Genomic DNA, 15,251 nt, shown 5'->3' with positions numbered 1-15,251 from the left:
GAATATATTAGTAGTGGGTTATAACCTCTACTAAGTATAACGATATCGAACCTGTTCCCTTGTGATAAGAAGGTGGTTATTCCTCTTCCTCATAATGTTCTTCATCAGGATCTTGATTGATCTCTTCGCCGCAACCCAAGCACTCCGCTTGCAAATCTGTTGGCATAACAATAATCAAACCACAATGCGGGCATAAATCACCTTGTTGAAACATCCTGTTATTCCTTCTACTTCACAGCTATTGCTTCGGATACTTTTGCTTACTCACTTCTAACCAATCATGAATGACTTGGCGAGCAGACTCAGATGGCGGGGCATTTCGTTTCCCACAAATCTGATCAATTTCAAACGGAAAGGCTTTGCTCGGAACACGACGCAGGCCAATGGTTAAGCGCTGAGGTTTGAGCATGCGAAATACCACATAGCGGTCGCTCATGATTCTATTATGATAAACACCAATACAATGTTTTTGTTCCACGCCCTCTTGTTCAAGGTCGTAGTAATCAGTCAGCGGATGAATGTTGTCGTTACCGAGTAAAGGAACTGGATAAGGGATGTCCATGTCCACAGGGCGATTTCCCTCTAACCTTCTCAGTTGACGCTGCTCTGTCCATCTATCATGCAGTTGTTCAAACATAGCAAAGGAGTTTTGACTCGTGATAGCGCGCAGTGGGTCATCCATCTCCAAATCTTGACCTAGTAAAATCGCATCTTGGAACATGGCCATTTTTGAAGGGGCATTGAGCCTGCCCTCTTCAACCATCGCAATGCCTAATCGACTGCCGGTTAAAAACGGATGAACCTGATCCAAACGCAGCGCCGTGTAACCTACTTTAGAGTAATGTTTGAATTTGAGCACACGCCTTTGTAGCGGTTCGAGAATTCTAACAATGTGGTCAAGCTCATCACCGACGTTGTAATGAAGCTCTAACTTGTCGATAAACTTGAGCGTCGCTTTACTGCCGTCTAAGCCGAGTTTAGCTAAGATCTTCTTTTGCCCTAAACGACTCAGTTCCAACGCTTTTTTGTTATCGACACTGTGTTTCATGCAGATTAACGCCAAAATAACCGGCCTTAATTCAAGCAGTTGCGCCGCTTCATAAGTGTTGGCAGCTAACCAGAGCATTTGATATTGATACTCTGGAAAATCATCGGTGATTTCACGATAACGAGCAGGCAACGAATCTAACCAACGACCATTTACATCAAACTGTTCAACGAGATTGAGGCTTAAACCAATACCACCATCGAGCGGACGTCTACCATCTTCAAACACATGAAAGCCCACGAGCTTTTGCGACCAATCACTGATCTCAATATCGTAATCAAAGCCTAATGTGCGAGTGGGAATGGTAAGTAATGCTGTCATTGATGCCTCTTCGTTAATGGCGCGTTGAACTGTCGAACTTATCTAATGACGAAAAGCCTAAAGCTCGGACTGAAGTCACTATAACAACCTTTTGTAAATTTCTTATCAATCAAAGCGATATAAATACGAGAGTACTTAGAAGATCTTTGAATGACGATTTTACGCAATATGAGACCTCTTCGATATCATTTACTTAGAGAGAAACTATGCTTATAACATCACTAATAACAAGAGGCTTTAATTATGGAATACCGACATATTCTGGTCGCACTTGAAATGTCTGATGACTCGAAAATACTCATTGATAGAGCAACCTTCTTCGCGAACAAACTAGAAACGGAACTTTCATTTGTTTATATCGACGGTACTCACGGAGAAATTTACCCAGAACTCGTTGATATTCAAAAAAGTAATGATGACCTGCCTGTCAATGAAGACGCCATAAAACACTTAAGAGAGTTTGAGGCTTACGCTAACCAGCCGATTCAACATATCTTTGTGGGTACGGGTGATTTGAATGACAAACTCAAAGACACGGTAAAAGCGCACAACATTGACCTAATGCTTTGCGGTCATCATCATGATTTTTGGCACAAGATCATCTCACACTCGAAGCAATTGATAGACTCTTCCTCTGTCGACATACTCGTCGTTCCTATGGACTAACTGCTTCTGTTGACTAACTGCGTCTGTGGACTAAAGCTTCTAAAGGCTCCCGGCTCCCGGCTCCTAAAACATAGCTGTTTGCACTTACAAAGAGCCAACCTCTATCGGTATTATTGGTTGGCTTACATCCCCTAGTCAATCTTCCTATTTACCTCAATCCAACTATCACTGACTTGCTGAAATCATTTGTGATCTTGTCGGCTTATCAACTCGTAAGCGTCTAATAATTAACAATTCACGAGTGTAAGCAATGAAAAAGATTGGTCTCTATCTTTTCACAAACGACTTAAGAATCAACGACAATCAGTTGCTTCACCACGCCGCGCAGGTGGTCGATGAGCTCGTTTGCGTTATTGTCGAACCCACACTGTCTCGTTTCTCTGCTGATTACGCACAAGAACGCATTTATGGCGCGCATCGCCAAACCTTTATTTCACAATCGATTGCCAATCTAGAATCGAATTTAGTGAAGCTTGGACAGCAACTGGTTGTGATCCGCAGTAACCATCTAGCACCCGACACTGCCGAGCAAACACTTAGCCAAATCATTGCTACACAACAAATTACCCACTTTTTCGCCAATGCACATTGTGGTTACGACGAGCGACAATTGATTCATACAGTACACAGCCGTCACCCTGAATTAATAACACGCTTGCCACATCACTCCACCTTGTTTGACTTACATGAGCTGCCGTTTAAATTATCGAAAGTCCCGAGCTCGTTTACCAAGTTTAGAAAGCTAGTCGAACACCCGGACGTTAATAGCGATGAGACGGTTATTTCACGCCTTCCGCCAGCAGCGACACCAATAGCGACACCTGAACCAACATCGACAATCCCACTATTCAGTTCACCAACTGACGAAAGCGCAGTAACAAGCGATTATTTGGGTGGAGAAGATGCAGGACTAGCGCATTTAAACAACTACTTTTCACATGATTACGCCCTTAACTACAAACAGACTCGAAACGCATTTGACGGCATCGAAAACTCAACCAAGCTCTCGCCGTGGTTGGCACTCGGCTGCGTTTCGCCTAAAACGATTTATCGCCATTTGAAACAGTTCGAAGCCGAACATGGCAGTAACGATTCAACCTATTGGATCTACTTTGAGTTGTTGTGGCGCGAATATTTCTATTGGAAGTGCTTATCGCTGGGCTCGTCGTTGTTCGGTGATTATGCAAACCGTGAACTCTACAGCCCCAACTCCTCGGCAACGTCGAACTTTAATTTCGCCAAATGGAAAAGTGGCAATACCAACTACCCGATTGTCGATGCCTGCATGCGCCAACTTAACGAAACAGGCTATATGTCTAATCGTGGAAGGCAACTAGCCGCTAGCTGTTTGATCTTCGAATTGGGGATCGACTGGAGGCACGGTGCAGCCTATTTTGAGAGCCAACTCATCGATTATGACGTGGCATCAAATTGGGGTCACTGGGCGTATATTGCAGGAGAGTTAAGACCTCCGGTAAGCGCTCAAACCAACAAGCAAAAGAATGCTAACCAAGCACAACCTAAATCACACCATTTCAACTTGGCTATGCAGACCGATATGTATGACCCAGACCACATCTTTATCAACAAGTGGAATACGACCAGCAACAAACCTGTCTTAAACAACAATCAGGATGTGTTATGAACTTCAAAACCGTGCGCCTTGTCTTAGGCGACCAACTCAATATCGAGCACTCTTGGTTTCAACAGGTTGATGATGACGTCATTTATATCATTGCCGAACTCAAGCAAGAGACGGGCTACGTTGCATCGCACATCCAAAAGGTGGCCGCTTTTTTCTCGGCGATGGGCTATTTTGCCGACGAACTCAAACAACAAGGTCATCAGGTACTCCACCTAACTCTTGATGACACGACTCAATTTGAAAACCTCGATGCGCTATTGCAACACTATGTACACGAGTTTGCTGCTGAAAAATTTGAATACCAACGACCAGATGAGTATCGACTTCTCCAACAACTCGCAAAACTGAAGTTAATTGGAGTAACAAAAGGTTGTAGCGATTCCGAGCACTTCCTTTTTCCGTTTGACGAGATTGAAGCCCAGTTTCCGAAAGACAAACACATCATGATGGAACACTTCTATCGTCGAATGAGAAAGCGTTTCGACATCCTGCTCGACGATGGCAAACCAGTTGGTGGGAAATGGAATTACGATGCAAACAATCGTAAGAAACTAAAGAAGCAAGACATCGAGAACTTGCCGCAACCATTGATGTTTGCCAACGACATTTCTGCGATTTTAAAACGTATAGAGCATCATCAAGTACAAACTATTGGTGAAGTTGGCGACCAGTTATTATGGCCAGTCAATCGAGCGCAAAGCCTGTCTCTGCTTGCTCACTTCTGCCAAGTCTGTTTGCCGTTGTTTGGTCAGTTCCAAGACGCGATGACGACCGAGCACGATTCAAAGTGGAGTTTGTATCACAGTCGCCTCTCTTTTTCGTTGAACAGCAAATTGCTAAGCCCCCAAGAAGTGATTGATTCAGCACTGTCGGCTTATCAGGCTTCTTCTAAGCCAAACGCACCCGCTATAGACATCGCACAAGTCGAAGGGTTCATACGCCAAATTCTAGGTTGGAGAGAGTATATACGTGGCGTTTATTGGGCGAACATGCCTACTTACGCCAATAAAAACCACTATTCAGCAGACCGACAGTTGCCTCATTACTTTTGGGATGGACAAACCAAAATGAATTGCATGAAGCACGCGATTGATCAATCCCTAGAGTTTGCTTATGCGCATCATATTCAAAGACTCATGATCACCGGTAACTTCTGTTTAATCACAGGGATTTCGCCCGACCAAGTCGACAATTGGTACCTTGGTATTTATGTTGATGCGATTGAGTGGGTCGAAATGCCGAATACGCGAGGTATGGCACTTTTTGCCGATGGCGGGATCGTCGGAACCAAACCATACTCTGCCAGCGGTTCTTACATTAATCGCATGAGTGATTACTGCAAAGGCTGTCATTATCAAATTAAAGAGCGCAGTGGCGAGAGTTCTTGTCCATTCAACAGCTTGTACTGGCGCTTTATGAATAAACATCGCGAGGCCTTAAATCGTAACCCTCGAATGGGGATGCTTTATCGCTCTTGGGACAATATGGATGAGCAAGACCAGCAAGCGATACTCGACACCGCAGAACAACGACTGACTAACTTGGAGAACTTATAATGGTGGAACAACTCAGATTACACATATTGGTCATTGGTGGCAGCGGCGGTATTGGTTTCGCCGTGGTTAAGCACCTATTGTCTGAGCTGTCTCGCTTTGATTTTCTCGATGTCCATGTCGACGCGACTTATCACTCACAACGACCGGAATTGGAAGATAACCGTTTGAACTGGCACCAAGTCGATGCCACTAAAGAAGCTGATATTGAGCGGCTAAGCACTCAATTCGAGCGATTGGATTGGTTAATAAATTGCGTGGGTATGCTTCATACACCGGACCTGGGGCCGGAAAAGAACCTGTCCTCTATCGACCCGGAATTCTTCCTGAAAAACATCTCGGTAAACACCCTACCCAGCTTGTTACTGGCCAAACACTTCACGCCGATTCTTAAAGCCAGCGACAATCCAAAATTTGCAGTGGTATCGGCCAAAGTCGGCAGTATTTCAGACAACCGTTTGGGTGGATGGTATAGCTATCGCTCATCCAAAGCCGCACTAAACATGTTCATCAAAACCATGTCGATTGAATGGCAACGCACATTGAAGAAAGGCACGGTGTTAGCGCTACACCCTGGTACAACCGACACGGCTTTATCTAAGCCCTTTCAGACCAATGTACCGCAAGGTAAGTTGTTCGAGTCTAGTTATGTAGCTCATCAATTAGTGGACATCATTCGAACGGCTACGCCGGATAAAAGCGGTCATTTCTACGCGTATGATGGTGAGCAATTGACTTGGTAATGAGTAACACCACTCGTAGTAAATAATACCAATCGTAGTAACTAACAGGTCACCCTAATGGGAAAAACGATCGATAACTTCGTTAGAATTTTTGGTAAGTGGTAAAAAATAGAAAACCCAACAAAGCTGTGACTCTGTTGGGTTTAGTCGTTAGCTCGAAGCTGTTGGTTGAAACTAAAGATGTCGTTTCAACGAAGGGCACTCTGAGGACTCAACTAAGGTTCAAAACTGATCATTACTGTTTCTATTACTATTACTATTACCGCTACTCAGCCCAGTTGAACTTACTCTCGTCGACACCTTCTTTTTCTTCCTTAACACGCTCGCGTCGGCTTTGCTCTTCAGCGCGGGCTGCGTCAATTTCTTGCATTATGGCATCAATATCCGCCAATGCGTCACTTTCGGTAAACTCACCCGTTAGTTTGCTGTCAGGCTTCAAATCACCTTTCTCAAACAGTGCCCACATTTCCTTAGCGTACTCAGTGTTCGCCAGTTCAGGGGCAAACTGCGCATAATAGTCACGGATATTATTCACATCACGAGTCAGCATCCACTCGGCATTGTTGTTCGCAGAAGCGTCAACCGCTTGCGGTAAATCGATAATCACAGGGCCGTATTCATCAACCAATACGTTGAATTCAGACAAGTCGCCATGAATTAGACCAACGCAAAGCATCTTAACGACATAAGTCATCATCACCGCGTGATCTTCAATCGCTTGTTCAGGCGGCATCACCACATCGTTCAATCTTGGAGCGACATAACCTTCGTCATCAGTGACCAACTCCATCAGCAGTACGCCATCAAAGCAGCCATAAGGGACAGGTACGCGAACGCCTGCTTCTGCCAGCTTATACAAGGCATCCACTTCTGCGCTTTGCCATACTTTTTCTTGTTGCTCACGACCGAAACCAGAGCCTTTTTCCATCGCTCTAGCGCGGCGGCTATTGCGGACCTTTCGCCCTTCTCGATATGCCGTTGCTTTTTTAAAGCTACGCTGGCTTATTTCCTTGTACACCTTGGCACAACGGATCGTATCACCACAGCGTACTATGTACACTGACGCTTCTTTGCCACTCATTAGTTGGCTTTTCACCTCGTCGACTAAACCATCGTCAACTAAAGGCTGTATTCTTTTAGGTATCTTCATGTCGTCTTTATACATGAGTTACCTGACAGATAAAATATTAACTCGTTAAATGAGTGGTTATTCTCAATAGATTCTTAAATGAAGGGAGATTATGTGGGTTTTGTCTTATGGCGACGACAGCGTTCAGAGCAATAAATCACCTCTTCCCAACAACGTTGCCATTTTTTACGCCATGAGAATGGTTTGAGGCAAACGGGACATGTCTTGGTGGGTAGATGTGGTTTCTTATGCATGACCGCTTCCTTGTCGATGAGTCCATTAACCTGTTCGCTAGGAAGAGATTCCCTATTGCGCTCGTTCCTCGCTTTAGGGGATGACGGCGATTATTCTAATCGTTCCTAACTTGAGGGAGTGACGGAGGTGTGATTAATAACAGCCCCCGACTCCGTCATCCTCGAGAAGGAGGAACGACTGAGTCGGGGATCTGCTTTATCCAAACGGATTCAGCTTTATCTGAAATTACTCTGCTCAAATTCAACTCAGTCAGCTTAATCCAATTAAGCAACGACTTTGTACTGCTTCTCCATCTCACTCACGCCAAGGCCTGAATGTTTTGTCACTTTAAGTTGCACAGGCACACGCTCTTTCAGTGCTTCAACGTGGCTGATGACGCCAATCATCTTACCTGATGCATTCAGGTTATCGAGCGCGTTAAGTGCGATGTCCAATGTATCGCTGTCTAGCGTGCCGAAACCTTCATCCAAGAACAGTGAATCAATACTGGTTTTGTGACTCACAAGATCAGATAGCGCGAGTGCCAACGCCAAACTCACCAGGAAGCTTTCACCACCGGATAATGTCTTGGTATCGCGCATCACATCGCCCTGCCACGTATCCAACACCTGCAGTTCTAACCCGTCATCGGCTTTACGTTTCAGCTCGTAACGACCGTGTAGACGTTGCAATTGCTTGTTGGCCAAGTACACCAAGTTCTCTAGCGTTAACCCTTGAGCAAACTTACGGAACTTGTCGCCATTTCTAGAGCCAATCAATGAATTAAGACGTGAGATGTCATCAAACTCAAGTTGTTGTACTTCGATCTGTTTGAACAAGTCTTGTTGATTACTGCGGTTCTGGCGATCCGTTTCCAAGTTTGCAGAAATCGCACCAATTTGCGTAGCATGACTTTGCTGTGCATTGGAACAGTCAGTCACGGCTTGTTCTACTTCTTGTTGTGGAAGTTGTTGCCAAACTTCCGCTTTGTCATAGCCTTTAAGTTCGACTAAATTCGCGTTGGCTGAATTCAAACGAGCTTGGGCACTAACCATCGCCTCTTCCAGCGTTTTCTTAAGGCTTTGCAGTTGCCCTGTCACGGTTTCATCCAACAGTGCCGACTCAAATTCATCTTCGGTAGCAAATGGACTTATCGCTAATGTTTGAGTCCAAAGCGACGTCACTTCAGTCAGAGCTGTCTGTTTCGCTACTAACTCGTCACTGTAACTGGTGTGTTTCGTCTGTTCTGTTCGGTGCTCGAGTTCACAACGGTTAAACGCCGTTTGAGCGGCATCGTGTGCGCTGACGGTATCCATCACTTTTTGTTTCATGGTGTTGGCTGCGATTTGAATATCTTGTGTACCAAACAGCTGCGTTCTAGATTCGGTAACAGCCTCCAGCTCTTTCGACAGTGACTCAACCTCTTGATTCGCCACCGTGATATCTTTAGCTAAGGCTTCTAACTTGTCATCGAGTGCTTTCAACTCAGCATGTTGGCTAATCAACTGCTTATCTAACCCATCATGCTGCTGTTTTGTGGTTAACCAAGTATTAGAAGCTTCAAGCTTTTGAGCAAACCAAGCATCGATATGCGCTAACTCAGGCGCTTCAATCGATGTTTGAATAATGCTTTCTCTTAGCCCTTGCCACTCAGATTCTTTCGCTTGCGCACATTTAGCGGCCTGATCATTCAATGCGTTCGTTTGTGTGGAAAGATCTGTAAGTCGTTGTTCTGCAAGTTCTAGATTGGATAGAGCTTTCTCAACAATCATCGCGGTTGCTGCGCGCTGCTTCTCTGCATCAAGGTAGGCATTTTTTGCATCAGCCATATTGCGCAGGAGTACGATCGTGTTGTTAAGCTGCTGCTCACAAGCATCAACGAACAACTGCACAACATCGCTATTGCCTAACCCTTCGACATTTGGCAGATAGATATTGAGTGAACAATTCTGAGTAGCCAAAGTTGCATGGCTTTGCTCTAGCTTGGCAACAAGGTTTGCCCAATTCACTTTGGCTTGTTCGATGTCTGATTGAGTACGCTGAATTTCATCGTTGAGGCCGTTGATGATAGGCACCAATGAATCCAAGTGTTGGCGGTGCTCGGTACCATCTTTTTGAATAACGGCTAACTCTTGCTCTTCTCGATCTTTTTGTGCCACGAGATCAGCGATATCTTGAGATTGCTCAACAGTATGCTCGGTTGAACCACACAGTGGGCATTCTGAATCTGGCTTCAACGCCGCGCGATACTTCGCTAATTCACCCTCTTGGTCAATTAGGCGAGTCAAACGCTCTAACGATATCTTATTGTTCTGATAACGCTCCACCAGCACTTCACGCTCTTTTGTGAGCTTTTCACTAAGTTGAGTATTGGTCTGCAACTCGACAGATTTGGATGTTATGCGCTGAGTTGCCTGAATAAAGCCACGATTAATATCCGCCAGAGTATTGGTATTACGGCTCCAATACTCAAGCACCTCTTTTTGTGCGTTAAGGGTATGTTCATTAGCTTGTTGCTGCAAAGTATCCCACCGCTGTTTAGCTTGGTTCTCTGCAGAGACTAACTCTGTGAGTGCTTTATCTTGTGCCAATTTAGAGTCTTTAGCTGCTTGTAACGCTGCTTGCTGAGTGGCCATCGTGCGCTGTGAAGCTTGAACACTATTTAAAAGTTCAGTGTATTGACGTTCAAGATCTCGAACCTGAGTGACCTTGATTTGCCATTGACCCAGATACTTTTCAAGCAAGCTATCAGCTTGGTTAGCCGCTAAATATTGTGCAGCGATCTTTTCTTGCTGCTTAATCGATTCAACAGTTTGATTCAAAGAAACTTGCAGCTGACTTCTCTCAACCTGTTGTTGATTAAGCGTAGTTAACGTTTTAGAAGCCGCTACTTGCTTGTCTTTCAACATCGCAATTTGGTTGTCTAACGGTCGAACTTGCTCAATGATCCTCTCTTGATCTTGCTGTTCTTGTTTAGCGACTTCAACCAACTTGATGTGGTTATTAACGCTCTGTTGTGCCGCGTTTTTTTCTGTATCTCGCTCAGCTAATCGCTTGGTACTGCTTTCAAGGTTAGCTTGAGTCGTCACAACGTCTTGGCCACAACGCTTTAAATCTTTATGAAGCGGACGCAGTTTTTCAGCAGGCTCGCTATTCGCTAAACGATCTAACGATGGTTGGTTTTCAGCAAGGCTTTCTTGCGCCGTTTTTAAGTCGTGATTGCTTACCGTAATAACCTGTTCGGCTTTACCGACATCTTTCCACCAGCCTAAATGTGCGTTCCACTCAGTCAGTTGTTCAGCCAAACGTTTCTGTTCAGACTCTAGATGGCCATGTTCTTTGGTCAGCTCTTGAATCTGCTCTTCAGAAAGTAAGCTTACACCCTCAGCCTTGGCTTTAAGGTGGTTAAGTGATTCTTCGCTCGACTTAAAGTGATCGTAAATGCGCTCTGAAATCAGACTATAAACTTCGGTACCCGTAAGCTCTTCCAATAACTCGGCACGGTCGTTAGCGTTGGCATTCAAGAAAGCAGCAAACTCACCTTGCGACAGCATGATAGATTTAGTGAATCGCGAGAAGTCCAAACCGGTCACGGTCTCAACCATCTTAATTTTCTTCATGAGCTGCGTTTCTAATACAGCATCACTATCAGCATCTGCAAATTCACAGGTTGGTGTCTGAAGCGCACCATCATGTTTTCCGCGTGCTCTCTTATGATGGAAATTAGAACGGTAAGTTTTACCCTTCACTTCAAATTCAATCTCAGCGAAACACTCACCTGTGCCACGCGTCATTAGCTCATTGGTACCTTTGGCGATACTTTTCAAACGCGGTGTACGATGGAACAGTGCCAAACAGATCGCATCAAGAATTGTTGTCTTACCCGCACCCGTAGGGCCAGTAATAGCAAACAGGCCATTTTCTGCAAACGGTGACTGAGTAAAGTCGAGCTTCCAACGACCTTTCAAAGAGTTTAGGTTTTCAAATTCTAGGCTTAAAATCTTCATACTCGTTACTCACCCGTCCCTTTTGGTGCTTCTATTTCTTCTCGACTATCAGCACCATAGCTATCAGTATCAGCGCCGTAAGAGACTTCTTCCATCACTTGCTTGAACTTCACGGTCATGCGCTCTAAGCGTGCTTTTTCAGAATCCGTTTCAAACTCTTCTAAGGCGATACGTTTTTCAAACACATCCATCGGAGTTAACTCAGATAAGGTTTCAGCAGACTCTTGCTCTAACCCTTGATTGCGTCGCTCTCTCGCCCTTCTCAATTGAAGCACTTCGACATTCAAGCCTTCCGTTAGCGCTTGCATCCGCTCCTGTAAATCAGACAGATAATCTTGTGCTTGCACTTCTATCGACAGCCACACGTTTTGCCCTTCTTCCACACCAATGTACTGGTTCAATTGCGACTCGATTTCGTTCAAATCGCCTTTGATTTCAGCAAGGGGTTGGAATGTTGGAACAGCCAGTTGTGAAATGGTGCGTTCGCCTTCGACAAACTCAACCACACAGACCTGCTTTTGAGATTTCAGCTCGTCAAAACTGAGCGGAATGGGTGAACCGCAATAACGAATGTATTCACGTTTCGCGACAACTTGTGGGCGATGGATATGACCAAGGGCAATATAGTCCGCATTAGGAAAACCATCAGCGGCAAAACCATCGAGATTACCGACATAGATATCACGTACAGAATCAGACTGCTTCACGCCCATTGCGGTTAAGTGACCCGTTGCGATGATTGGCATGTTGTCACTGTTTTCAAACGTCGCACGCTTTGCAACAGCGGCATCATAAACACTTTGATAGTGCTGTTTAATCGCGTCACCTAATTGCTTTTGACGCTCAACACCAGTGACACCGGCTTGGCTGGTCAACACATCGCGAGGGCGAATAAACGGAATCGCGCACACCAGCGCTTCTACGTCGCCGGTTTTACCTTTGAGTTCGACAACCTGAGTCGCATATTCTTCATTGGTATTGGGAATCACGTCGGCACCCATGTACTTCAGTAATTGCTGAGTTTCTTTAAGCACAGACACTGAATCATGATTGCCGCCCAATAACACCAATTGGCAGCCGATCTTATTCGAGTCGACGACAAACTTGTTATACATCTCGCGAGCATAACTTGGTGGCGTACTGGTATCGAAAATATCGCCAGCAACAATTATCGCGTCGATGTTGTGCTCAGTAACTTGCTCAAGTAACCATTGTAAGAACCGCTCGTGTTCATTCTTACGGCTTTTATTGTAGAAGTTTTGGCCAAGGTGCCAATCGGACGTGTGAAGAATCTTCATTGTTGCTCACTGGAAGTCGGTAATAGCTTTAATTTACCAAAATACCGATCAACTACCAAATGAGTTAGCATTATTTCCCCTTTTATAAGCTTGTGAAAAACAACTAATTTCGGGCTTTGGAGGATTCGTGTTCAACGTGCCATCAATTGGTATTTTTATATAAAAAAACCGCTCAAAGTTAGAGCGGTTTTGATGTGCGAATCTAGTTAACTTGGAACTTAATGGTTCGGGCGATTTAACTGAAGTAAGTCCCACTTATTGCCGTAGAGATCTTGGAACACAACCACAGTCCCATACTCTTCTACTCGTGGCTCTTCATTGAATACAACGCCATTGGTTTTCATCAACTCATAGTCACGCCAAAAGTCATTAGTTTGAAGAAAAAGAAAAACACGGCCACCAGTTTGATTACCAATCGACAGTTTTTGCTCTTCATTACTCGCTTGAGCCAGTAATAGGTTGGTTCCGTTTGAATTCGGAGGAGATACCTGTACCCAACGTTTCCCACCACCTAGATTGGTGTCTTCGATCAGAGTGAATTGAAGCTTCTTGGTATAGAACTCAATCGCATCATCATAGTTCTCTACGACTAATGCGATATTTCCGATTTGCTGTTGGATTGGTTCAGACATCTGTATTTCTCGATTTTGGCAAAAATAGGATTCTACACATTATGGCCATATTTACGAACCTATTGCCCCATAATTTGCGAATCCATTGCCCGATAAAAAAGCCCACGTTATCGCTCGACAACATGGGCTATATCTATAATTCAAATGCTAAGCAATTAGAAGTTGTACGAAGCACCCAGTGTTACTGTGCTGAACGCAACATCGCGACTCGCTAATCTATTACCTCGGTTATCGAAGAACTCGACATTTACCGCGTCCGCTTGCGAGATCAGACGTAACGTTAGGTTCTCAACTGGTGTGTATTCAACACCAACACCGAAGTGAAAACCAGCACCAGAATCATCATCAATATAGCTCGAACCCTTTGAATTAAGGTCAACGTAGCTCAGACCCGCTGTTACGAACGGACGAATTGAATTGTCGAAGGTGTAACCTACGTTTGCTGCAACAGAAAAAGACGTAGGTGAAAGTACCTTAGTACCGAACGCTTCGTAGTCAGCATAATCTGTGTAACCAAGCTCGATGCCTACGATACGGTTGAACTGATAACCACCGTAAAGGCTATATCCCATGCTTTCTGCGTCTAAATTACCACCGCCATCCGTGTCTGAATCTTGATATACGCCAAGGCCAGCACCAATGTATGGACCGCCTTCAATACCAGCAGCAAAAGTAGGAAGTGAAACCAAGCCAACTAGGCCCAATAGAAATGTTGATTTAAGCATGTAAATACCCTTTTTAGTTTGTCCTACAGTAGCGTTACGCTGTCTTTGGTAGTATTCCAACACCACCCCGAACTGTTACACCACCGTTTAAAATAATTTATTTCAATCACTCTCAATGAACAATAAAACACTGTTCATTTACGGAGTGAATGAGAAATTATCACAACATTTTGTGTTCATCAAACGAACAATTGGGGATATTCAATAAGTCTTAATTATGAGACAAAATAATTTCATTAAGTATTCTGGACATAGCCTCACGATATAACGACCATTAATAACATGGTCAGTAACACCCTAAACCATTAATTTAAATCTGTTTATTTCGGTCTATTACAACTCATAGGAAATAGCATTTCCTTTAATAATCCGGCTCATTAAATTAAAAAACTCACACTATTCGAAAATAGAACGAGTTTTATTTTCTTGAGATATATTATTTAGAACAGCCTGCTATTAAAATATATTTCAATTTATGAATACATTATTAACGCGTTTCAGCGAGACTCGCTAAATAAGTATTGGTCAGATAGAAGCCACTAAATTTCTCTACAAAATCTTGAGGCACAGTTTTCTCCATCAAACCCGATTCAATCAAAGCCGTTTGCCACTTCTGTACTTTAGGGAAACCTTCCAACATATCAAAACCTGAACGCACTTTGATCACCGATGCTCGGTGTAATAATGGTAGCCAAGCGATATCAACGTTAGAGATGTAATCACCTTTGAAAAATTCGGTGTCGCCTAATTTGTTTTCGGCTTTCAGAAAGGCTTTTTGAAGGTTCGCCAAACGTGTTTCAAAGGTTTCTTTGTCTTTACTTCCCATCGTGCCGCATTGTGGCATGTAATGTTTGCTCGCTTGATAAGACCAAGCACGGTCTAATGCTTTTTGCTCGGAAGTCACTTCTTCAATAGGCGCATATTTATCATCTAGGTATTCAACAATCGCATCAGACTCAAAAAGTACAGTGTCATTTTCTGTTACTAGGACTGGCACTTGACCGTTTGGCGAAATATCCAAGAACCACTGTGGCTTGTCGTTTAGTTCAATATATTCAATTTCAAACGGTACTTTTTTCATGACGAGCGAATCCATAACACGTTGAACAAATGGGCAGTTTTTAAAGCTAATCAATTTAATCATTTTCGACTCCGAATTAGGTCATTAATTTCTGTTTACACCCTTAAGACGAACACCAAATTAAAAAGACGAAATTTAATTCGTTATTTCTAGAAATAATTAAATACTG

Annotated in this window: 13 protein-coding genes; 4 read left to right on the top strand and 9 right to left on the bottom strand. The window is 43.9% G+C overall.

Annotated elements, in window-relative coordinates; genetic code table 11:
- Positions 1–76 precede the first annotated feature (76 nt).
- Together QUF19_RS08050 and QUF19_RS08045 are read right to left on the bottom strand one after the other, a co-directional pair.
- On the bottom strand, positions 77–214 hold the full coding sequence (locus QUF19_RS08050; protein WP_286298499.1) for a hypothetical protein: 138 nt from the start codon (positions 212–214) through the stop codon (positions 77–79).
- Positions 215–238: 24 nt separating this feature from the next.
- A complete protein-coding gene (locus QUF19_RS08045) occupies positions 239–1,369 on the bottom strand; it encodes a PcfJ domain-containing protein (protein ID WP_286298497.1) in 1,131 nt (376 codons plus the stop codon).
- 243 nt (positions 1,370–1,612) lie between these two features.
- Here QUF19_RS08045 and QUF19_RS08040 point away from each other — a divergent pair, with 243 nt between their 5' ends.
- From QUF19_RS08040 to QUF19_RS08025, 4 genes are all read left to right on the top strand, one after another.
- A complete protein-coding gene (locus QUF19_RS08040; RefSeq protein ID WP_286298495.1) occupies positions 1,613–2,035 on the top strand; it encodes a universal stress protein in 423 nt (140 codons plus the stop codon).
- Positions 2,036–2,285: 250 nt separating this feature from the next.
- The gene (locus QUF19_RS08035; RefSeq protein WP_286298493.1) at positions 2,286–3,680 is read left to right on the top strand and encodes a DASH family cryptochrome; all 1,395 of its coding nucleotides are present in this window, start codon (positions 2,286–2,288) and stop codon (positions 3,678–3,680) included.
- Complete coding sequence (locus QUF19_RS08030; RefSeq protein WP_286298491.1) at positions 3,677–5,236, top strand: cryptochrome/photolyase family protein; 1,560 nt, start codon at positions 3,677–3,679, stop codon at positions 5,234–5,236. Before QUF19_RS08035 ends, QUF19_RS08030 begins: the two co-directional genes overlap by 4 nt.
- Entirely contained in the window at positions 5,236–5,976 is a 741-nt protein-coding gene (locus QUF19_RS08025; protein ID WP_286298489.1) for an SDR family oxidoreductase, read from the top strand. The genes QUF19_RS08030 and QUF19_RS08025 overlap by 1 nt, the downstream gene beginning before the upstream one ends.
- Before the next feature lie 265 nt (positions 5,977–6,241).
- Here QUF19_RS08025 and QUF19_RS08020 read toward each other — a convergent pair whose 3' ends face one another.
- The 7 genes from QUF19_RS08020 to QUF19_RS07990 all read right to left on the bottom strand — a co-directional run bounded on the left by QUF19_RS08020 (position 6,242) and on the right by QUF19_RS07990 (position 15,145).
- The gene (locus QUF19_RS08020; RefSeq protein ID WP_286298487.1) at positions 6,242–7,126 is read right to left on the bottom strand and encodes a PA4780 family RIO1-like protein kinase; all 885 of its coding nucleotides are present in this window, start codon (positions 7,124–7,126) and stop codon (positions 6,242–6,244) included.
- A gap of 89 nt (positions 7,127–7,215) precedes the next feature.
- A complete protein-coding gene (locus tag QUF19_RS08015; RefSeq protein WP_076671818.1) occupies positions 7,216–7,359 on the bottom strand; it encodes a DUF2256 domain-containing protein in 144 nt (47 codons plus the stop codon).
- Between the two features lie 264 nt (positions 7,360–7,623).
- Positions 7,624–11,346 (bottom strand): SbcC/MukB-like Walker B domain-containing protein, encoded by a 3,723-nt coding sequence (locus tag QUF19_RS08010; RefSeq protein WP_286298483.1) that lies wholly within the window; start codon positions 11,344–11,346, stop codon positions 7,624–7,626.
- Positions 11,347–11,351: 5 nt separating this feature from the next.
- Positions 11,352–12,644, bottom strand: a complete 1,293-nt coding sequence (gene sbcD, locus QUF19_RS08005) for an exonuclease subunit SbcD (RefSeq protein ID WP_286298481.1) — start codon at positions 12,642–12,644, stop codon at positions 11,352–11,354.
- Between the two features lie 218 nt (positions 12,645–12,862).
- Positions 12,863–13,276 (bottom strand): VOC family protein, encoded by a 414-nt coding sequence (locus QUF19_RS08000; RefSeq protein WP_286298479.1) that lies wholly within the window; start codon positions 13,274–13,276, stop codon positions 12,863–12,865.
- Between the two features lie 155 nt (positions 13,277–13,431).
- Positions 13,432–14,001: a porin family protein gene (locus QUF19_RS07995; protein ID WP_017110681.1), complete on the bottom strand. Its 570-nt coding sequence runs from the start codon at positions 13,999–14,001 to the stop codon at positions 13,432–13,434.
- A 487-nt stretch (positions 14,002–14,488) separates the two neighbouring features.
- Positions 14,489–15,145, bottom strand: a complete 657-nt coding sequence (locus QUF19_RS07990) for a glutathione S-transferase family protein (RefSeq protein WP_286298476.1) — start codon at positions 15,143–15,145, stop codon at positions 14,489–14,491.
- Positions 15,146–15,251: the final 106 nt, after the last annotated feature.

The sequence above is a fragment of the Vibrio sp. FE10 genome, assembly GCF_030297155.1.
Lineage (GTDB): Bacteria > Pseudomonadota > Gammaproteobacteria > Enterobacterales > Vibrionaceae > Vibrio > Vibrio apostichopi.
The sequence above is the reverse complement of the archived record's forward strand: the minus strand, read 5'-3'. Positions and strand labels throughout refer to the sequence as shown.